This window comes from Streptomyces incanus (assembly GCF_042656345.1).
In the GTDB taxonomy this organism is placed as follows: domain Bacteria; phylum Actinomycetota; class Actinomycetes; order Streptomycetales; family Streptomycetaceae; genus Streptomyces; species Streptomyces incanus.
This window is the reverse complement of the sequence record NZ_JBHSPC010000124.1, coordinates 1-20914: the sequence shown is the minus strand read 5'-3', so window position 1 is coordinate 20914 and position 20914 is coordinate 1. Positions and strand designations below refer to the sequence as shown.

The following is a 20914-nucleotide window of genomic DNA, read 5'->3' as shown; positions in this document are numbered from 1 at the left end:
CGACGACATGCCACCCTTGACCCATGCCCGAAGGAGATACCGTCCGGCAGGCCGCGAGGCGGCTGCACAGCGCCCTCGCGGGCACGGTGCTGACCCGCAGCGACCTCCGGGTGCCCCGGTTCGCCACGGCCGACCTCACCGGCCGCACCGTCCTGGACGTCACTCCGCACGGCAAGCACCTCCTCACCCGTGTCGAGGGCGGCCTGACCCTGCACTCGCACCTGCGGATGGACGGCTCCTGGCGTGTGTACGCGAACGGGCAGCGCTGGAGCGGTGGCCCCGCCCACCAGATCCGCGCGATCCTGGGCAACGCCGACCGCACCGCCGTCGGCTACCGTCTGCCCGTCCTCGAACTCCTGCGCACCACCGACGAGGACCGCGTGGTCGGTCACCTCGGCCCCGACCTCCTCGGCCCGGACTGGGACCCCTCCCTGGCAACGGCCAACCTGCTCCGCGACCCGGCCCTCCCGCTTGGCGAGGCCCTCCTCGACCAGCGCAACCTCGCCGGCATCGGCAACGTGTACAAGAGCGAGCTCTGCTTCCTGCTCGGCGTCACGCCCTGGCTCCCCATCGGCGAACTGCCCGCCGACCGTGCCGCACAGCTGCCCGGACTCGCGAAGAAGCTGCTGGAGCACAACCGCGACCGCCCCGTCCGCAGCACCACGGGACGCCGCGACCAGAACCTGTTCGTCTACGGCCGCGCGACCCGCCCCTGCCTGCGCTGCCGCACCACGGTCCGCCGGGCCGACCAGGGCGACGGCTCCCGCGACCGCCCCACCTACTGGTGCCCCGTCTGCCAGCAGGGCCCGGCCCCGCCCCCCGGCTCCTGAACCGGCGGCCCGTCAGGTCTGCTCGTACGTTCCCCGAATGGCTCTCGCGCCGTCCGACCTCACCGGTCGCACCGCCTTCGTCACCGGTGCCGCCGGTCAGTGGCATCGTCGGCCATGCCTGCGCACTGCTGCCGGCCGAGGCGGGGCCACCGTGCACTGCGCGGACCGCGATACGGGCCGCCGCGTGGACGGCACCGCCCGCGTCCGGGTCGTCCGGACGTGCTGGCCGCGGTCGCGGGGATCATGCGCGGCAGCCCCGTCCTCGAGACCCGGGACGAGGACCTCGACCGCGTGCTGGACGTGAACTTCAAGGGAGTGCCGGACGCCTGCCGGTCGGCGGCCCGCCTGATGATCGCCCGTGGCACCGGCGACAGCATCGTCACCATGGCCTCGGGCGCCATGGACACCGGCACCCCGGCCCGCTCCGCACGCCCATGACCGGCCCCCACGACGACAAGGGACAGTCCCGCGCCGAGGCCGCGCCGACCCGGATGGCCCGGCTGTCGCCCTTGGGGCGGATCAGCGGGTCAAAGGACGTCGCACGGACCGTCCTGCACCTGGCCTCGGATGGGGCGGCCTTCACCACTGACCGGATTCTTTGCCCGAACGGGGACGCGGTGATGCCGTGGGGACGGCCCCCGGCGAAGTGACCGCCGCCGAGGTGCCGGCGGCCGAAGTACCGCTGCCCGCTTTCCAGGCCCACCGCCACCGCCCGTCCGCAAGGGCGGCTTCTGCGCGGCCCTTCGGCATGCAGTGCACCGGAAGCAGGCTCAGTCCCCAGCCGCCGGCCGCGACCGCTGCCTCCAGCACTCCGGCGTCGGGGACGAGCAGCAGCCTCGCCACGGCCCACCAGCACAGGATCCCGAGCCCCAGCGCAACACCCCGAGCACCCCAGCGGACCGCCTGCGCCCTCATGGCCTCCCCCTCCGGCCGGGCGCTATGAGGCCGCTCATCCGGGCGGCCAGGGCGCACCGACGGCACACGGGCGCACCGCGCCCCGCACCGATCGCCGCACCTGTGCTCCCGCGGCCCCCGCGTGCCGCACGTCCACCCGGCCCGGCTCGCTGCCGCTCAGGGCAGCGCCCGGGGCCACGTCACCCGTTCTCGGCCTGGAACATCCAGTGCTGCTTCTCGAGATCCCCCGTCACCGCGATGAGGAGGTCCTGGCTCACCGGGTCCGCCTCACCGGTCGCGTCGACCCGCTCGCGCATCCGCGCGATCACCGCGCCCAGTGCGTCCACCATGGCACCCACCGCGGCCGTGTCGTCGACCCAGCCCTCGGGCGTCACCCCGATGCCGCTGCCGACGGCCACCGTCGCGGCGCGCCCGTCGGGTGAGACGCCCAGCGCTGCGGCGCGCTCCGCCACGGTGTCGGTGTGCCTCCGCGCGAGGGTCACCACCTCGTCGAGCTGCAGGTGCACGGAACGGAAGCGCTGCCCGACCACGTTCCAGTGGATCTGCTTCGCCACCAGGCTGAGGTCCACCAGGTCGACAAGGGCTCCTTGGAGCGCCTCGGACACAGTCTTCAGGTTCTCGTCGGACAATGGGCTCTTCACGACGTACATCCGCACCTCCGTGGCTGATCCCCCGCATGGTCCCTCGTTCCCTCAACCATGGCGGTCACGCCTCGGACCGGCAAATGCACACACACGCGGCAACCGAAAAGGCGCGGCCCCGGAACGCGGGCAAGCGAAAACCCCGGCGACGCCCCTCCGGATCTCCCGGAAGAGCCCCGGCCGGGGCCTGTCACACTGTCACACCGCGTCAGGCGGCGACGACGTCCACCGCTTCGGCGGGCGCCTTGATGGTCACCCGTTCCGGTGGCACACCGGCCACCGAGACGGAACCCAGCATCGGACGAACCGGCGCGGGTACGGGTTCACTGGGGGTCGCTGCAGCCGACCGGGCCAGCTCGGCGAGGGCGAGCTCGTCGCTCACTTCCCGCATGAGCTCGGACATCCGTACGTCCAGCGCGTCGCAGATCGCGGAGAGCAGCTCGGAGGAAGCCTCCTTCTGCCCCCGCTCCACCTCGGAGAGATAGCCGAGTGAGACTCGGGCGGACGAGGAGACTTCGCGCAGAGTACGGCCCTGGCGCTGGCGCTGCCGACGCAGCACGTCACCCAGCAGGCGACGGAGCAGAATCATCGGTGGCTCCCTCCTCGGGCCGTGTATCGGGATCCTTCTCGCCCCACCGTACCGCCTTGCGCTGCGGCCGTGCGGGGAGCGATGTCGTGTTCACTCTGGGCTGTAAGCATCAAAACCCCCCGTTCTGTTCCGTATCCTGTGCCCGCTCATTCCCGGTCTGTTCGCCCGCAAGCTCTCCAAGAAGCAGTGCGAGTACGCTCCGTACACTCTCCATACGAATTTCCGCCCGGTCGCCGTTCAACCGCAGGCGCTCCACTTTTCTGCCGCTGGCAGAGCCCGAAGCCGTCGCCGACGGCCCGTGCACGGCCACGTAGACGGTCCCGACGGGCTGTCCGTCCTGGGGATCCGGGCCGGCGACTCCCGTGGTCGCGATCCCCCAGTCCGCGCCCAGTGCCTTGCGGACACCGGCCGCCATCTCCGCCGCCACCTGCGGATCCACCGCTCCGCTCCGCGCCAGCAGGGTGACGTCGACGCCGAGCAGTTCATGCTTGAGATCGGTGGCGTATGCCGTGACCGAGCCCCGGAATGCCTTGGACGCCCCGGGGACAGAGGTGATCTCCGCGGCCACCAGACCTCCGGTCAGCGATTCCGCGACGGCCAGCGTCATACCCCTCACGGTGAGTAGTCGCACCACTTCGGCGGCCGGAGAACTCACGCCTTCGTCTCTTCCAACGCGGCCTTCCGCTCCGCGATTCCCTGTCGGCGCAGCACGATGGCCTGTCTCACATAGTCGAGCCCGGTCACGACCGTGAGCACGACAGCCGCCGCCATCACCCAGAACCGCAGAGTCGCCAGCCACCCCGTCAGCGCCAGCACGTACATGCCGACGGCCACGCCCTGGGTGAGGGTCTTGAGCTTGCCCCCGCGGCTCGCCGGAATAACGCCGTAGCGAATGACCAGGAAACGCAGGAGCGTAATGCCGAGTTCCCGGCCGAGGACGACTCCGGTGACCCACCAGGGGAGATCTTCCAGCGCGGACAGACAGATCAGCGCCGCTCCCATGATCGCCTTGTCGGCGATGGGATCGGCGATCTTTCCGAAATCGGTGACCAGGTTGTAGGTGCGCGCCAGATGACCGTCGAACAGGTCGGTGATCATGGCGACGGCGAAGGCGGCCCAGGCGAACGAGCGCCAGGCCGGGTCGTATCCCCCGTCGGCCAGCATCAGGGCGACGAAGGCCGGAACGAGGACCAGCCGGAGCATGGTGAGCAGGTTGGCGATGTTCCAGACACTGGCCTGGTTGACAGCTGCCGCCGCGATCTTCTTGCCCCGCGCCGGGTGCCCGTCGCCGTCACGGCCGTCGCCGTCACGGCCGTCGCCGTCACGGCCGTCGCCGTCACGGCCGTCGCCGTCACGGCCGTCGCCGTCACGGCCGTCGCCACTCGAAACGTCGTGGGAAGCACTGTGCGACGTGCTGCCAGGAATGCCGCCCGCGGCACCCTCGGTCGCGCCTTGGGAAGCCGGGGTCCGGGTCCGGGAGGCTTCACCGCCCGGAGTCCCGCCGGGCCGCGAACGGTCGGCCGGACTCGCCGCCGCCCTCCTCGCGCCGGAGGGGCCTCCCGCCGCGGATGCCGGGACACCCGTCATCTGCCCGTCTCCTCGCTCAGCGCGGGCGAACCCTGGAACAGCGGCTCGGCCACCAGGTCGACACCTTCCGTGCCGACGACCTTCGCCTCGACCATACGGCCCGGGCGCAGACCCCTGCCGCTCGTGAGCAGGACCTGGCCGTCGGTCTCGGGAGCCTGGTGCGCTGCCCGGCCGTACACCCCCTCTTCCTCGTCGACGGACTCCACCAGCACGCGCACCGTCTCGCCGACCCGCTCCTCGGCGCGCTGCGAGACGAGTTCCTCGGCCATCCGGGAAACCCGCGCCAGCCGCTCGGCCACGACGTCCTCGTCCAGCTTGTGCCCGTACGTCGCCGCTTCGGTGCCCTCCTCGTCGGAGTAGCCGAAGACACCGATGGCGTCCAGCCGCGCGTGGGTCAGGAACCGCTCGAGCTCGGCGAGGTCGGACTCCGACTCGCCGGGGAAGCCGACGATGAAGTTGGAGCGCACACCGGCCTCGGGCGCCTTGCTCCGGATGGTGTCGAGGAGCTCCAGGAAGCGGTCCGTGTCGCCGAAGCGGCGCATCGCGCGCAGCACGTCGGGCGCGGAGTGCTGGAAGGACAGGTCGAAGTACGGGACGACCCCGGGTGTGGAGGTCAGCACGTCGATCAGGCCGGGGCGCATCTCGGCGGGCTGGAGGTAGCTGACGCGGACCCGCTCGATGCCGTCGACCTCGGCGAGCTCGGGCAGCAGGGACTCCAGGAGGCGGATGTCGCCGAGGTCCTTGCCGTAGGAGGTGTTGTTCTCGGAGACCAGCATGACCTCCTTCACGCCCTGTTCGGCCAGCCATCGCGTCTCGCCCAGCACGTCGCTCGGGCGGCGTGAGATGAAGGAGCCACGGAAGGACGGGATGGCGCAGAAGGAGCAGCGCCGGTCGCAGCCGGAGGCGAGCTTCACCGAGGCGACCGGGGTGCCCTCCAGCCGGCGCCGCAGAGGCGCGCGGGGGCCGGAAGCCGGGGCGAGACCCGCGGGCAGGTCCACCGGACCGTGTCCCGGGAGTGCGACGGACGCGGCGGACTCCTGCCGCTCGGCGGGGCTGATGGGCAGCAGCTTGCGCCGGTCACGCGGGGTGTGGGAGGCGTGGATGCCGCCGTTCAGAATGGTCTGGAGGCGGTCCGAGATATCGGTGTAGTCGTCGAAGCCGAGCACGCCGTCGGCCTCGGGAAGCGCCTCGGCGAGTTCCTTGCCGTACCGCTCGGCCATGCAGCCCACCGCCACCACGGCCTGCGTTCTCCCGTGGCCCTTGAGGTCGTTGGCCTCCAGGAGGGCGTCGACGGAGTCCTTCTTGGCGGCTTCGACGAAACCGCAGGTGTTCACGACGGCGACGTCCGCGTCCTCGGCATCCTCCACGAGCTGCCAGCCGTCCGCCTCCAAACGGCCTGCGAGCTCCTCCGAGTCCACCTCGTTACGGGCGCAGCCAAGGGTGACGAGTGCGACGGTGCGGCGATCAGGCATGGGCTCAAGACTACTTCGTCCCGCTGACACCCCACGTCGACGGGGTTGACCGATCTTGGCCGGCCCCGTCGGCGAGGCGCCCTTCCGGGTGCGGTCCCGCTATCCGGCCTGCGGGTCGCCCTTGGTGTAGGTCAGGCGCTCCACGGCGCCCGGCTGCCAGTCGTCCTCGATCTTCTTGCCGTTGACGAAGAGGTCGATCACGCCGGCGTCACCGAGCACGAGGTTGATCTTCGAGCTGTCCTCGAAGGTCTTGGAGTCGCCTTGCGCGAGCAGTCCGTCGAAGAGCAGCCGGCCGCTGTGGTCCTTGGCGGAGATCCAGCTGCGCCCGTCGGGGGCGCTCACCTTGACGATCACCTTGTCCTGCGGGGCGGCCGCGATGGCGCTGTCGGAGGGTTCCGGCTCGGGGGCGGCGGGCTTCCCGGACTTGGGGGTGGACGATTCGGACACACTCGGAGTGGCGTCGCCGTCGGCGACGTTCGCCTTGTCGCCGTCGCCGCCGTTGACCATCGTGAACCCGACGAAGCCGATGACGACGACGATCGCGGCCACCATGGCGGCGGTCCAGTTGGGCCCGCGCCGCTCGGGACGGATGCGCTCCGCCTCGAACAGGGGGGCGGCCGGGGTGGGTGCCGGACGGCCTCCGTGCTCGGCGTCGTACTGGGTGATCAGCGGGGCGGGGTCGAGGTGCACGGCCCGGGCCAGGGTTCGGATGTGCCCGCGCGCGTAGACGTCGCCGCCGCAGGACTCGAAGTCGTCCGCCTCGATGGCGTGCACGATGGCGATACGGACCCGGGTGGCGGTGGTGACGTCGTCGACGGTGAGGCCGGCGGCGATGCGCGCCTGCTTCAGCGCACGTCCGACGGAGGGACGGGCTCCCTCGGAGGCACCGTCGAACACGTCGGATACATCGGATACGTCGTCGAACGGACGCTCGTCTTCAGGAGAGTTGCCGATGGACACGGGGGCGCCTTTCGAGCGTGTAGCCACCTGTGCTGGAGGTTCAGTCTAGGGGGGTGACAAAAGGGTGGGGCAACCGGACGGTCGGACTTTGTACGCCATCTGAATGGCCCGACATACCGATGATGGCACTACTGCTTGCCGTTTCCCTCAACTTGACGTGCGACCGGGGGAAACGGTTGCGCACTGCTCCCTTACGGGTGGGTCACGATCGGCCATCTGGGTGTGCCGGAGCGACGACTGTGTCCCGAATCCCTACCCCTCAGACTCCCCCCGGATCACGGCGAGCACGCCATCCAGCTCGTCCGCCTTCACAAGAACGTCACGAGCCTTCGAACCTTCGCTCGGTCCGACGATGTTCCGGGACTCCATGAGGTCCATGAGCCGGCCCGCCTTCGCGAAGCCCACCCGCAGCTTGCGCTGGAGCATGGACGTCGAACCGAACTGGGTGGAGACGACCAGTTCGGCCGCCTGGCACAGCAGGTCCAGGTCGTCGCCGATGTCCTCGTCGATCTCCTTCTTCTGCTTGGTCCCGACGACGACGTCGTCCCGGAAGACGGGCGTCATCTGGTCCTTGCAGTGCTGGACGACGACGGCGACCTCCTCCTCGGTCACGAACGCGCCCTGCATACGGGTCGGTTTGTTCGCCCCCATCGGCAGGAAGAGGCCGTCTCCCTTGCCGATCAGCTTCTCGGCGCCGGGCTGGTCGAGGATGACCCGCGAGTCCGCGAGGGAGGAGGTGGCGAACGCGAGCCGGGAGGGCACGTTCGCCTTGATCAGACCGGTGACGACGTCGACCGAGGGCCGCTGCGTGGCGAGCACCAGGTGGATGCCGGCCGCCCGCGCGAGCTGCGTGATCCGCACGATGGAGTCCTCGACGTCCCGCGGGGCGACCATCATCAGGTCGGCCAGCTCGTCGACGATCACCAGCAGGTACGGGTACGGCTGGAGTTCCCGCTCGCTGCCCTCGGGCGATTTGGCCTTGCCCTCGCGCACCGCGCGGTTGAAGTCGTCGATGTGCCGGTACCCGTAGGCGGCCAGGTCGTCGTAGCGGAGGTCCATCTCGCGGACGACCCACTGGAGGGCCTCGGCGGCCCGCTTGGGGTTGGTGATGATCGGCGTGATCAGGTGCGGGATGCCCTCGTAGGCGGTGAGCTCCACGCGCTTGGGGTCGACCAGGATCATCCGGACGTCCTCCGGCGTCGCCCGCATCATGATCGACGTGATCAGGCAGTTGATGCAGGACGACTTGCCGGAACCGGTGGCGCCGGCGACCAGCATGTGCGGCATCTTCGCCAGCGAGTGCATGACGTAGCCGCCCTCGACGTCCTTTCCGAAGGCGACCAGCATCGGGTCGTCGTCCTCGGCGGACTCCGCGAGCCGCAGTACGTCACCGAGGTTGACCATCTCCCGGTCGGTGTTCGGGATCTCGATGCCGACCGCGGACTTGCCGGGGATGGGGCTGATGATGCGTACATCGGCGCTGGCGACGGCGTACGCGATATTCTTCGTCAGCGCGGTGATCCGCTCGACCTTCACGGCCGGGCCGAGTTCCACCTCATAGCGGGTGACCGTGGGCCCGCGCGTGAAGCCCGTGACGCGGGCGTCGACCTTGAACTCAGTGAAGACGGTGGTGAGCGAGTCGACGACGGCGTCGTTGGCGGCGCTGCGCGACTTGCCGGGGCCGCCGCGCGTGAGGAGGTCGAGGGCCGGCAGGGAGTAGGTGATGTCGCCGGACAACTGGAGCTGCTCCGCGCGCGGGGGGAGGTCGCGGGGCTCGGACGGGGTCTTGGTGAGGTCCAGGACGCCGGAGTCCGCCCGCTCCCGGTCCTGCCCGGCCCGTCCGCCCCGCTTCGGCGCGTTCTGCCTGACGCCCGGCCTCGGCTCGTCCTGCTGGGGGCGGGCGGCGGGCACCGGTGTCGGGGTGGTCGGCTCACGGTCGCCCGTACGCACGCCCTGGGTCAGGTCGGCGACGATCGGTGAGGGCGGCATCCCGTGCAGGACGGCGCCGTCGAGGGCGGCGGCGGCCGCGGCGGCCACGTCCACGGCGTCCATCGGCCGGTTCATGTCGGGCTGGGGCACCGCGGACCTGCGCGGCCGGCCACGGCGCCGGGACAGCGCCTCCTGCTCCGCGAGGTCGGGGCCGTACTCCTGGGGCGCCCGTCCGCGTCCTCGGCGGCTCGCGGGCAGCGCCTCGCGCCACTGCTCCTCGTAGCGCTCGTCGTCCTCGCCGAACTCTTCCGGCTCACGGTCGTGAACGAGTCCCAGCTTGGTACCGAGCAGCCGCAGCCGCTGCGGAACGGCGGTGACCGGGGTGGCTGTGACGACCAACAGTCCGAAGACGGTGAGCAGCACCAGCAGGGGCACGGCGAGCACATCGGTCATGGTGTACGACAGCGGCGTGGCCGCGCCCCAGCCGATGAGTCCTCCGGCGTCCCTTATGGCGTGCATGCCGTCGCTGCGGGCGGGCGAGCCGCAGGCGATGTGGATCTGGCCGAGCACACCGATGAGGAGCGCGGACAGGCCGATCACGATACGGCCGTTGGCCTCCGGCTTCTCCGGGTGCCGGATGAGGCGCACCGCGACGACCGCGACCAGGATCGGCACCAGCAGGTCGAGCCGACCGAACGTGCCGGTGACCAGGATCTCCACGAGGTCGCCGACGGGCCCTTCGAGGTCGGCCCAGGTGCCTGCGGCGACGATGAGTCCGATGCCGAGCAGGAGCAGCGCGAGGCCGTCCTTGCGGTGGGCGGGGTCGAGGTTCCTGGCGCCCCGCCCTATGCCCCGGAAGACCGCTCCGACGGCGTGCGCCAGGCCCAGCCACAGGGCGCGCACGAGCCGGTAGACGCCGCCGGTCGGACTGGGAGCCGGCGGGGGCACGGGCTTCTTCACCGCGGCCCTCTTGGCCGGAGCCTTCTTGGCGGGCGGCCTCTTGGCGGGCGGCTTCTTGGCAGCGGCCTTCTTCGCCGGAGCCTTCGCGGAAGCAGCCGCCTTCTTCGCGGGTGGCTTCTTGGCTGCGGAGGGACGTGAGGCCATGGGGGTGAGGTTACCGGTGGAGACGCCGGTGGACACGCGTGCCAGCTGCTTCACCCGTTCGTGTCGCCGCCGCGGAGGCGCCGAACTGACGCGGATTCGACCCAAAACCGTGCCGGATGAGCCGCAAGGCCCGCACGCCGTCGGTCAGTTCTGCGACGGCACCGGTGACGCGCCGCCCGTACCCGGTTCCAGTGCGTCCAGCGCCCTTCGCAACCCCGTGAGCTTGCGCTCCAGATGGGCCGCCGTGGCCACTGCGGCCGCGTCGGTCGATTCGTCGTTGAGCTGCTTGGACAGGGCCTCGGCCTGTTCCTCGACGGCCGCGAGCCGCGCGGAGAGTTCGGCGAGCAGGCCGGCCGACTCCTTCTGCTCCCCGGCCTCCTTCTCGTCGCCCTCCAACTGGAGCCGCAGCAACGCCGCCTGCTCCCTCAGCTGACAGTTCTTCATGTACAGGTCGACGAACACCGAGACCTTCGCGCGCAGCACCCACGGGTCGAACGGCTTGGAGATGTAGTCGACCGCACCCGCCGCGTACCCGCGGAACGTGTGGTGCGGGCCGTGGTTGATCGCGGTGAGAAAGATGATCGGGATGTCCCGCGTCCGCTCCCGCCGCTTGATGTGCGCCGCGGTCTCGAAGCCGTCCATGCCCGGCATCTGGACGTCCAGCAGGATGACCGCGAAGTCATCCGTGAGCAGTGCCTTGAGTGCTTCTTCCCCGGACGATGCCCGTACCAGCGTCTGATCGAGCGCCGAGAGGATCGCCTCCAGCGCCAGCAGATTCTCCGGCCGGTCATCGACCAGGAGGATCTTGGCCTTCTGCACCATGGCCCGCCCTCCTCGCCCCGGCTTGGGGCCTCCCCTGTCCGCAGGTCCTGGGTGGGCACCGGCGGGTGCCGCCCCAGGGGACGACTCCCTTGCGCCGCCCGTCCTTGTGCCGGTCATCGTAGCCGCACCCCGCCCGTCACCACACCCTGTCACCGTGATGTCACTGTGCACATAGCAGAAACGCGGAGCGAGACCAGAAGGTTCCCCGAATCCCGTACTTCTACACGACTTCACGCACGCCGCGTCAGCAGTTCCACGCGAACGGCGAAGCCCCCTCCACCATCGCACGCCCCGGGGCGCCACCCTCACGCCCCCTCTCCCGGGGCACCCCGGTCACACCCCCCGCATCCACTGCTGCATCACCGACAGCAGGTGATCGGGGTCGACCGGCTTCGTCACATAGTCGGAGGCCCCCGACTCGATCGCCTTCTCCCGGTCGCCCTTCATCGCCTTCGCGGTGAGCGCGATGATCGGGAGCCCCGCGAACTGCGGCATCCGACGGATCGCCGTCGTCGTCGCGTATCCGTCCATCTCGGGCATCATGATGTCCATCAGGACGACCGCCACGTCGTCGTGCTGTTCCAGCACCTCGATGCCCTCGCGGCCGTTCTCCGCGTACAGCACGGACAGGCCGTGCTGTTCGAGGACGCTGGTCAGCGCGAACACATTGCGGATGTCGTCGTCGACGATCAGCACCTTCTGCCCGCCGAACCGGATGGTGCGCTGCGGCCGGGGCGCCGGATCCTGCTCCAGCTCCGTGCCCGGCGTGCCCGGCCACTGTTCCGGCTGCTGCGGCGCGGGCCGCTGCTCCAGCTCGGGCAGGGGCCTGCGGCGCCGCCGGAACAGAGCGGCCGGACCGTTCTGGGTCTCCCGGTACGACGTCACCCCGGCCGGTGCCTCCACCGCCGCACCGGGGGAATCGGCCGACCCGGCAGTGCCGCCGCTCTTCAGGGCCGGCATGGACTGCGGGTAGCCGTGCGGCGGCAACTCGCTCGGATGCAGCGGGAGGTACAGCGTGAACGTCGAGCCGCGGCCCGGCTCACTCTGCGCGTGGATCTCGCCACCGAGCAGTTGGGCGATCTCCCTGGAGATGGACAGCCCGAGCCCCGTGCCCCCGTACTTGCGGCTGGTCGTGCCGTCCGCCTGCTTGAACGCCTCGAAGATCACCCGCATCTTGCTGGCGGCGATCCCGATACCCGTGTCGGACACCGAGAACGCGATCAGGTCGGCGTCCGGGTCGGTCAGCGAACCGGCCTCCAGCAGCTGCTCCCTGATGGCCTGCGGGACATCGTCGCGGGCCGGCCGGATGACCAGCTCGACGGACCCGGAGTCGGTGAACTTCACCGCGTTGGACAGCAGGTTGCGCAGCACCTGCAGCAGCCGCTGCTCGTCGGTGTGCAGCGTGGCCTGCAGCTCCGGGGAGACCCGCACCGACAGGTCCAGGCCCTTCTCCGCGGTCAGCGGACGGAAGGTGGCCTCCACGTAGTCCACGAGCTGGACGAGCGCGATGCGCGTCGGGGAGACATCCATCTTGCCCGCCTCGACCTTCGACAGGTCGAGGATGTCGTTGATCAGCTGCAGCAGGTCGGAGCCCGCGCCGTGGATGGTCTCGGCGAACTCGACCTGTTTCGGGGAGAGATTCCCCTCGGGGTTGTCGGCGAGCAGCTTGGCCAGGATCAGCAGCGAGTTGAGCGGGGTGCGCAGCTCGTGCGACATGTTGGCCAGGAACTCGCTCTTGTAGCGCATGGAGACCGCGAGTTGCTCGGCGCGCTCCTCCAGGACCTGCCGCGCCTCCTCGATCTCGGTGTTCTTGACCTCGATGTCGCGGTTCTGACGGGCCAGCAGCTCGGCCTTCTCCTCCAGCTCGGCGTTGGACGCCTGGAGTGCCTTCTGCCGCTGCTCCAACTCGGCCGAACGTTCCCGGAGTTGCTCGGTCAGCTCCTGCGACTGCGTCAGCAGCGACTCCGTCTTGGTGTTCACCGAGATGGTGTTGACGCTGGTCGCGATCATCTCGGCGATCTGGTTGAGGAAGTCCTTCTGGATGTGCGTGAACGGGGTGAACGAGGCCAGCTCGATGACGCCCAGCACGGTCCCCTCGAACAGCACCGGAAGCACGATCACCTGGGCGGGCGGCGCCTCCCCCAGCCCCGAGGAGATCTTCAGGTAACCGCTGGGCGCGTTCGCCACCAGGATCGTGCGCTTCTCCATGGCGGCCGTCCCGATGAGCCCCTCACCGGGCCGGAACGACGTCGGCATGGAGCCCAGCGAGTAGCCGTACGAACCGAGCATGCGCAGCTCGTACTGGTCTTCGTCGGCAACGCTCACGTCCTCCCCGTCGACCAGGGGCAGGGAGAGGAAGAACGCGCCGTGCTGCGCGGAGACCACGGGCGTCAGCTCACTCATGATCAGCGAGGCCACGTCCTCCAGGTCCCGGCGGCCCTGCATCAGCGCGGAGATCCGGGCCAGGTTGCCCTTCAGCCAGTCCTGCTCCTTGTTGGCGATCGTGGTGTCGCGCAGGTTGGTGATCATCTTGTTGGTGGAGTCCTGGAGTTCCTTGATCTCCCCCGAAGCGTCCACATCGATCTTCAGGTTCAGGTCTCCCCGGGTCACCGCGGTCGTCACGCGTGCGATGGCACGCACCTGCCGGGTCAGGTTCCCCGCCATCTCGTTCACGGACTCGGTCAGGTCCCGCCAGGTTCCGTCGACGTCACGCACGCGTGCCTGCCCGCCGAGCTGGCCCTCGGTGCCCACCTCGCGGGCCACCCGCGTGACCTCCTCGGCGAACGACGACAGCTGGTCCACCATCGTGTTGATGGTGGTCTTCAGCTCGAGGATCTCCCCGCGCGCGTCGATGTCGATCTTCTTCGTCAGGTCGCCCTTGGCGATGGCCGTGGTCACCATGGCGATGTTGCGCACCTGGCCGGTCAGATTGGACGCCATCCCGTTCACCGACTCGGTGAGGTCCTTCCACGTACCGGCCACACCCGGTACGTGCGCCTGGCCACCGAGGATGCCGTCCGTACCCACCTCGCGGGCCACCTTGGTGACCTGTTCGGCGAACGAACTCAGCGTCCTCACCATGATGTTGATGGTGTCGGCGAGCTGTGCCAGCTCGCCGCGCGCCTCGATGGTGACCTGCCGCGTCAGATCACCGCTGGCGACCGCGGCCGAGACCTCGGAGATGTTCCGCACCTGCGTGGTCAGGTTCTTGGCCATCAGGTTGACGTTGTCGCTCAGGTCCTTCCAGATGCCCGTGACCCCGGGCACGTGCGCCTGGCCGCCGAGGATCCCCTCCGTGCCCACCTCGCGGGCCACCCGGGTCACCTGCTCGGCGAACGACGACAGCTGGTCCACCATCGTGTTGACGGTGGTGACGAGTTCGAGGATCTCGCCCTTGGCGTCGACGGTGATCTTCTTCGACAGATCGCCCTTGGCGACCGCGGTGGTGACCTCGGCGATGTTGCGCACCTGGAGGGTCAGGTTGTTCGCCATGCCGTTCACCGACTGGGTGAGGTCCTTCCAGGTGCCGGAGACGCCCTGCACCTCGGCCTGACCGCCGAGAATCCCCTCCGTACCCACCTCGCGGGCCACCCGGGTGACCTCCTCGGCGAACGACGACAGCTGGTCCACCATCGTGTTCAGCGTGTTCTTGAGCTCGAGGATCTCCCCACGGGCGTCCACGGTGATCTTCTGCGACAGGTCGCCCCGGGCCACCGCGGTCGCCACCTGGGCGATGTTGCGCACCTGCGCGGTGAGGTTGCCGGCCATGCCGTTCACCGAGTCGGTGAGGTCGCGCCACACGCCGGCGACGCCGGGCACCTGGGCCTGGCCGCCGAGCCGGCCCTCCGTGCCCACCTCACGCGCCACCCGGGTGACCTGATCGGCGAACGACGACAGCTGGTCCACCATCGTGTTGATGGTGTTCTTCAGCTCGAGGATCTCCCCGCGCGCGTCGACGTCGATCTTCTGCGACAGGTCACCCCGGGCGACCGCCGTCGTGACCTGGGCGATGTTGCGCACCTGGCCGGTCAGATTGGACGCCATCGAGTTGACCGAGTCGGTGAGCTCCTTCCAGGTGCCCGATACGCCGTCCACCCTGGCCTGACCGCCCAGCCGCCCCTCCGTGCCCACGTCCCGGGCCATACGCGTGACCTGATCGGCGAAGCTCGACAGCTGGTCCACCATCGTGTTGACGGTGTTCTTCAGCTGGAGCATCTCGCCGGACACGTCCACAGTGACCTTCTGCGACAGGTCGCCGTTGGCCACCGCCGTCGTGACCTGGGCGATGTTCCTCACCTGACCGGTGAGGTTGCGGAACGCGGTGTTGACGGAGTCGGTGAGGTCCTTCCAGGTCCCCGCCGCCCCCGGCACCTGCGCCTGGCCGCCCAGCTCGCCCTCGACACCGATCTCACGTGCCACGCGGGTGACCTCGGCGCCGAAGGCGGACAGCTGGTCCACCATCGTGTTGACGGTGTTCTTCAGCTCCAGCATCTCGCCGGCCACGTCCACGGTGACCTTCTGCGACAGATCACCGTTGGCCACCGCCGTCGTCACCGCGGCGATGTCCCGCACCTGCGTGGTCAGGTTCCGGAACACCGTGTTGACGGAGTCCGTCAGGTCCTTCCAGGTACCGGCGGCACCGGGCACGTTCGCCTGGCCGCCCAGCTGTCCCTCGGCGCCGACCTCGTTGGCGACGCGGGTGACCTCATCCGCGAAGATCTTCAGCGTCTCGGTCATCTGGTTGATCGTCTCGGCCAGCTGCGCGACCTCGCCACGTGCCGGAACGGTCACCTTCCGCGACAGATCACCATTGGCGACCGCGGTCGTCACCTCCGCGATCCCGCGCACCTGGGCCGTCAGGTTCCCGGCCATGGTGTTGACGGAGTCGGTGAGCTCCTTCCACACGCCGTCCACGCCGGACACCTGCGCCTGTCCACCCAGCGCACCTTCGGTGCCCACCTCGCGCGCGACGCGGGTCACCTCGGAGGAGAACGCCGAGAGCTGGTCCACCATCGTGTTGACGGTGTTCTTCAGCTCCAGCATCTCGCCTTCGACATGCACGGTGACCTTGCGGGACAGATCGCCCCGGGCGACCGCCGTCGTCACCAGCGCGATGTCGCGCACCTGCGCCGTCAGCCGCTCCGCCATGGTGTTGACCGAGTCCGTGAGGCCCTTCCACGAACCGGACATGCCCCGCACCCGGGCCTGACCGCCCAGCTTGCCCTCGGTGCCGACCTCGCTGGCCACCCGCGTGACCTCGTCGGTGAAGGTCGACAACTGGTCGACCAGATTGTTGACGGTACGTCCGACCTTCAGGAACTCGCCGCGCAGCGGCTGCCCCTGTCCGTCGCCCAGCTGTGACCGCAGCTCCATCCGCGGTGACAGATCACCGTCGGCCACCGCCGACAGCACCCGGCTGACCTCGGAGACGGGCCGCACCAGATCGTCCACCAGCGCGTTCGAGTTGTCGATCGCGCTGGACCAGGAGCCCTCACAGGCACCCGTCTCCAGGCGCTCGGTGAGTTTCCCCTCACGCCCCACCGTGCGCCGCACCCGCGCCAGCTCACCCGTCAGATGGAGGTTGCGGTCGGCCACCTCGTTGAAGACCGCCGCGATCTCCGCCATCGCGCCGTCGCCGGACACCGTGAGCCGCTTGCGGAAATTCCCGTCCCGCATCGCCACCAGGGCGGTCATCAGGCGGTTCAGGGCCGCGGTGTCCACCATGGTGGTCCCGCCCCGGGACCTGCCCTGCTTACCAGGGGGCTGTCCACCTTTCGCGCGCGTGTTCGTGCCCCGCGTCGCTGCGCCAGACTCCACTGTGTCCCTCCCGCGGGGGTCGACCGTTACTGCTGTGCTCGGGTACCACCGCACGGTGTACCTGTGACTGCTGACTGCTTCTGCCTGCTCTGCTTACTCGTGCATATGCGTGACCACTGCGATACCTGCCCTGCCTGCCAGAGCTCTACCCCGGACCGCCGCCCACCCGGCCCGGAGGACACCCGCCCTGTCCGGCCTTCGCAACAACCAGCCTGCCCAGTGTTTCACCCCCGCCGAGCCAGGCCATAACAGTTCGGCAGCTTCACACACCGTCCGCACGCCCTTTGGACGTCGGACACCTCCCGACGGAAACACAGCAGACCGGCATCCGCTCGGACCGCGAAGGTAAGTAACCTTGCATCCGGCTGTCCAGCCACACCGGTCCGTCCGGTCTGGGCGATGGCACGGAGACGAGCGGGCATCGGAGGGCGGCCGCACACATGACCACCGGACTGATCCCGGGGGAACAGCCCCCGGACCCTCGGCCGAAGAGCGGCCTGCCGCACCAGCGGCACGAGCCGGTCGGCCATGAAATCATGCCCGTCGAGAACCGGTCGAGGAGTTCTGTGATCACCGCGCGCGCGGCCGCCAGCTTCGAGCCCGTCGGGCGCTCGGTCGCGAGTGCCCGCTCCTTCGTCCGCGACACCCTCCAAGGATGGGGGTTCGCCGACATCATCGACGACGCCGTGGTCCTCACCAGTGAGCTCGTGACCAATGCCGTGGTCCACGCCGGCACCTGGGCCGACCTGCTGTGCCTGCGCTGCGACGACGGCGTACGGATCGAGGTGACCGACCGGTATCCGGAGCGTGAGGTCCCGCTTCAGGGCCCGGCCGCCGTCATGGGCAGCCCCGACCGCGAGGGCGGACGCGGCCTTCAGCTCTGCGCGGCCCTGGCCAACCGCTGGGGCGTCGAGTACGCCCCCGCCCACAAGACCGTCTGGTTCCAACTCGACGTCCCCGACCGACCGGTGGGCGCCCGCTCGGCCGGGCCGGCGCTGCCGTCCGAACTCCTCCCGATCGCCGACGCCCGGGTCCGCGTCGCCGTCGTGCAGATCGACCGGATCGGCGCGATCTCCTCCTGGAACGAAGACGCGGAGGAACTCTTCGGTTACACGGCCGACCAGGTCACCGGCAAGCCGCTCACCGACCTCGCCGCCTGGCCGCACACCCCCGGCACCGGCACCGGCATCGCGGAGGCGCTTCAACTCTCCCGCTGGGAAGGCAGCTACGGCGTGCGGGACGCCGGCGGCCGGGTGATCTCCGTCTACGCCTCGCACCTGCGTGTCCGCGACACGGACGGCGATCCGTCAACCGTGTGCCTCCTCGTCAGGGACCACGAACGGGCGGTCCTGCAGACTCCGTTGCGAGTCACCTCCGCCGACTCGGCCGGCTCCTCCGAGAGCCAGAGCACCGACCCCTTCGAGGTGTTCATCGGCTCGCCCGCCCCGGACGACCTCGACGGCCTCCTCCAGCGCACGGTGGAACGCGCCCGCGACATGCTCGACGGTGACTCCGCCTTCCTGCTCCTCGCCACCGATGACGAGACGGAACTCGAGGTACGCGCCTCCACCGGCCTGCCCTCTGCCCGTCAACGCTTCGCCCGCGTCCCGGTGGAGGCCGGCTCCGGGCGCTACGGCTCCGCCCGCATGCCGGCCGTCCACGACGACCTCGCCTCCCTGCCCGGCGCGGTCCCGCTCCTCAGCGGCACCGGGATGCGCTCGGTCGTCACGGTCCCGCTCAAGGTCGAGGGCCGTCTCACGGGCTCCCTCGGCGTCGCCGCGGAGGGGGCCGGCCGGTACTCCAACGAGGAGGCGCTACGCCTCCAGTTCGCCGCCGACCGCATCGCCCTGGCCGTCGAGTCGGCCCGCCTGGGCGAGCTGGAGCGACTGCGCCGGGGCTCGCTGAGTTTCCTCGTCGAGGCGTCCGACCTGCTGGCCGGCACCCTGGACCGCGACCAGACCCTGGCCCTCATGGCCCAGATGACCGTCCCCACCCTGGCCACCTGGTGCGCCGTCTACACGATCGCCGACCAGGCATCCGAACCGTACCTCTCCTACGTGCTGCACGAGGACGAGGAACTCATCGACGGCATCAAGTCCCTGCTCTCGAAGATCGCCCCGCCCGATCCGGTCCCCGCCCCCGGCGCCCGCGTCTGGTCGGCGCCCGGCGAGGTGGCCCATCAGGCGGCCCTGCGCTCGTCCATGCGCAGCCTGGGTCTGTCCAGCGGTCCGGGCAGCCAGATCACCTCCGGCATCGGCCCCACCCTCACCACGGCCTCCGCGGTCGGTGGCGAGACGGTGGTCCTCCCGCTGGTCGCCCGTAACCGCGTCATCGGCATGCTGACGCTCGGCAAGCCGACCGACGAACACTTCCGCCAGGAGATCCTGGAACTCGCCGAGGACCTCTCCCGCAGGGCCGCTCTGGCCCTGGACAACGCCCGCCTCTACTCCGAGCGCACGGCCATCAGCCAGGCACTCCAGCGCAGCCTCCTGCCGCCGGAGCTCCCCGACATCGACGGCGTCGAGGTCGAGGTCATCTACCGCGCGGCCGGCGAGGGCAACGAGGTCGGTGGGGACTTCTACGACCTGTTCCCGATCAGCGACGGCACCTACGGCTTCGCCATCGGCGACGTCTGCGGTACGGGCCCGAACGCCGCGGCCGTCACCGGCCTGGCCCGGCACGCGCTGAGGCTGCTGGCCCGCGAGGGCCTCAGCGGTCCTGCGGTCCTCGAGCGCCTGAACTCCGCCATCCTCGACGAGGGCGCCCGCAGTCGCTTCCTCACCCTGCTCTACGGCGAGCTGCGCCCGCGGGAGGACGGCAGCGCGGACCTGAAGGTGGTGTGCGCAGGCCACCCGCTGCCGTTGCGCCTGCGCCAGGACGGCACCGTCGAACCGGCGGCCGATCCCCAGCCCCTCCTCGGTGTCCTGGAGGACCTGGAGCTGTACGAGCAGGCGGTCACGCTCGATCCGGGCGATGTCCTGCTGTGCGTCACCGACGGTGTCACCGAGCGCCGTGAGGGCACGCGCATGCTCGGCGACGACGGTCTCGCCGACGTCCTGACGACCTGTACGGGCCTGACCGCCGGCGCGGTGGCCGCCCGCATCATGCGCGCAGTGGAACGCTTCGCCTCCGACGCCCCCTCCGACGACATGGCGATCCTCGCCATGCGCGTCCCGGGACTTCACCGGGAGTGAGCTGGATCAGATCTGGACATGGGAAAGGCCCCGCCCGGGAGGGCGGGGCCTTTCTGTTCGGAGCCCCCAAACGGAATCGAACCGTTGACCTTCTCCTTACCATGGAGACGCTCTACCGACTGAGCTATAGGGGCCTGTTGCCGTCTGCGGTTTCCCGCCTGGCAACGGAGTAGATCATACCCTGAGCAGCCCCGTGCTCCCAACCACTGGTCCTCGGCCGCGGTTCAAACAGCCGGCTGCAGCAGTCCGCCCAGCGCGTTGCACGCCGACGCGACGCGCTGCATGTCCCGCTTGGTCAACGAGGCGTCCACGGGCAGGGCGAGCGTCTCGTCGGCAGCCCGTTCGGTCTCGGGCAGAGACACGCACCGCCGGAACTCCGGCAGCCGGTGCACAGGTGTCTTCACCGGCACCCTGCACTCGACTCCCTTGGCCCGCACGGCTCGTGCGAAGGCGTCCCGGTCAGGTCGTCCGTTTCCGGGGATCCGCACGACGTACTGCTGGTAGGTGTGCCCGGCGCCTCCGTCGGGCGTCCGCACACCCCGCAGCTTCGCGTCGAGGTAGGCGGCCCGCTCCCTGCGCCGGGCGACCTCGTCGTACGGAGCCTCGGACTCCCCGTGTTCCAGCACGAGCAGGCCGTGTCGCTGTCCGAGAGCGTGCAACCGCGCGATGTCGGCGTGCCTGCCGAAGCGATGCACGGCGACGACGGCCGCCGTACGTGAGGTTATGACCGCTTCCACAGCGGCCGGCGCGAGGCAGTAGGTCGCCGGATCTATCTCGGCGAACACCGGCAACGCACCTGCAAGAGTGACGGCTTCGGCAACTTCCACGTTCCCGAAGGCGGACACGATCACCTCGTCACCGACTCCGACACCGGCGGCCCTGAGCAGTGCAGCAGTACCCATGGGAACGATGCTCGTTGCGCAACGTGAACTTCAAGTGACGCAGAACAAAAAAGGGTTGGACCCCGAACCGAAGTTCGGGGTCCAACCCTTTTCAAGAATTGTTCGGCGGCGTCCTACTCTCCCACAGGGTCCCCCCTGCAGTACCATCGGCG

At 69.9% G+C, this 20914-nt stretch carries 12 protein-coding genes, 1 tRNA gene and 1 pseudogene; 3 read left to right on the top strand and 11 right to left on the bottom strand.

The genetic code is table 11. The features are described from left to right. Positions 1 to 23: 23 nt before the first annotated feature. Positions 24 to 830, top strand: a complete 807-nt coding sequence (locus tag ACFP2V_RS33110) for an Fpg/Nei family DNA glycosylase (protein WP_381218975.1) — start codon at positions 24 to 26, stop codon at positions 828 to 830. 37 nt (positions 831 to 867) lie between these two features. Beyond that, positions 868 to 1480, top strand: a pseudogene (locus tag ACFP2V_RS33105) (SDR family oxidoreductase). Positions 1481 to 1924: 444 nt separating this feature from the next. On the opposite strand, the gene ACFP2V_RS33100 reads toward ACFP2V_RS33105, so the two are convergent. The 9 genes from ACFP2V_RS33100 to ACFP2V_RS33060 form a co-directional block, all read right to left on the bottom strand. Continuing rightward, complete coding sequence (locus ACFP2V_RS33100) at positions 1925 to 2395, bottom strand: Dps family protein (protein ID WP_381218974.1); 471 nt, start codon at positions 2393 to 2395, stop codon at positions 1925 to 1927. Between the two features lie 199 nt (positions 2396 to 2594). After that, positions 2595 to 2975, bottom strand: a complete 381-nt coding sequence (locus ACFP2V_RS33095; protein WP_065001703.1) for a helix-turn-helix domain-containing protein — start codon at positions 2973 to 2975, stop codon at positions 2595 to 2597. A 109-nt stretch (positions 2976 to 3084) separates the two neighbouring features. Further along, entirely contained in the window at positions 3085 to 3630 is a 546-nt protein-coding gene (locus ACFP2V_RS33090; RefSeq protein ID WP_381218973.1) for a CinA family protein, read from the bottom strand. Then, the gene (gene pgsA, locus ACFP2V_RS33085) at positions 3627 to 4562 is read right to left on the bottom strand and encodes a CDP-diacylglycerol--glycerol-3-phosphate 3-phosphatidyltransferase (RefSeq protein WP_381218972.1); all 936 of its coding nucleotides are present in this window, start codon (positions 4560 to 4562) and stop codon (positions 3627 to 3629) included. The genes ACFP2V_RS33090 and pgsA overlap by 4 nt, the downstream gene beginning before the upstream one ends. Continuing rightward, on the bottom strand, positions 4559 to 6034 hold the full coding sequence (rimO, locus tag ACFP2V_RS33080) for a 30S ribosomal protein S12 methylthiotransferase RimO (RefSeq protein ID WP_381218971.1): 1476 nt from the start codon (positions 6032 to 6034) through the stop codon (positions 4559 to 4561). The genes pgsA and rimO overlap by 4 nt, the downstream gene beginning before the upstream one ends. A 99-nt stretch (positions 6035 to 6133) precedes the next feature. Then, entirely contained in the window at positions 6134 to 6994 is an 861-nt protein-coding gene (locus ACFP2V_RS33075) for a helix-turn-helix domain-containing protein (protein WP_381218970.1), read from the bottom strand. Between the two features lie 252 nt (positions 6995 to 7246). Then, positions 7247 to 10027 carry a DNA translocase FtsK gene (locus ACFP2V_RS33070; RefSeq protein ID WP_381218969.1) on the bottom strand — a complete coding sequence of 927 codons (2781 nt, stop codon included), beginning with the start codon at positions 10025 to 10027 and terminating at the stop codon, positions 7247 to 7249. A gap of 144 nt (positions 10028 to 10171) precedes the next feature. Continuing rightward, positions 10172 to 10849: a response regulator gene (locus tag ACFP2V_RS33065; protein WP_381218968.1), complete on the bottom strand. Its 678-nt coding sequence runs from the start codon at positions 10847 to 10849 to the stop codon at positions 10172 to 10174. 333 nt (positions 10850 to 11182) lie between these two features. After that, entirely contained in the window at positions 11183 to 16666 is a 5484-nt protein-coding gene (locus ACFP2V_RS33060; protein ID WP_381218967.1) for a HAMP domain-containing protein, read from the bottom strand. 440 nt (positions 16667 to 17106) lie between these two features. On the opposite strand from ACFP2V_RS33060, the gene ACFP2V_RS33055 reads away from it, so the two are divergent. Next, positions 17107 to 19860, top strand: a complete 2754-nt coding sequence (locus ACFP2V_RS33055) for a SpoIIE family protein phosphatase (protein ID WP_381218966.1) — start codon at positions 17107 to 17109, stop codon at positions 19858 to 19860. Positions 19861 to 19921: 61 nt separating this feature from the next. Here the strand turns inward: ACFP2V_RS33055 and ACFP2V_RS33050 are convergent. Then, positions 19922 to 19994 (bottom strand) — tRNA-Thr (locus tag ACFP2V_RS33050). Between the two features lie 90 nt (positions 19995 to 20084). Next, positions 20085 to 20747, bottom strand: a complete 663-nt coding sequence (locus ACFP2V_RS33045; protein ID WP_381219004.1) for a DegT/DnrJ/EryC1/StrS family aminotransferase — start codon at positions 20745 to 20747, stop codon at positions 20085 to 20087. Positions 20748 to 20914 lie beyond the last annotated feature (167 nt).

Excerpts from the sequence above, each read along its gene's own strand:
- ACFP2V_RS33110 (WP_381218975.1), top strand. The coding sequence starts at position 24 with ATGCCCGAAGGAGATACCGTCCGGCAGGCCGCGAGGCGGCTGCACAGC.
- ACFP2V_RS33100 (WP_381218974.1), bottom strand. The coding sequence starts at position 2,395 with ATGTACGTCGTGAAGAGCCCATTGTCCGACGAGAACCTGAAGACTGTG.
- rimO (WP_381218971.1), bottom strand. The coding sequence starts at position 6,034 with ATGCCTGATCGCCGCACCGTCGCACTCGTCACCCTTGGCTGCGCCCGT.
- ACFP2V_RS33095 (WP_065001703.1), bottom strand. The coding sequence starts at position 2,975 with ATGATTCTGCTCCGTCGCCTGCTGGGTGACGTGCTGCGTCGGCAGCGC.
- ACFP2V_RS33070 (WP_381218969.1), bottom strand. The coding sequence starts at position 10,027 with ATGGCCTCACGTCCCTCCGCAGCCAAGAAGCCACCCGCGAAGAAGGCG.
- pgsA (WP_381218972.1), bottom strand. The coding sequence starts at position 4,562 with ATGACGGGTGTCCCGGCATCCGCGGCGGGAGGCCCCTCCGGCGCGAGG.
- ACFP2V_RS33065 (WP_381218968.1), bottom strand. The coding sequence starts at position 10,849 with ATGGTGCAGAAGGCCAAGATCCTCCTGGTCGATGACCGGCCGGAGAAT.
- ACFP2V_RS33055 (WP_381218966.1), top strand. The coding sequence starts at position 17,107 with ATGACCACCGGACTGATCCCGGGGGAACAGCCCCCGGACCCTCGGCCG.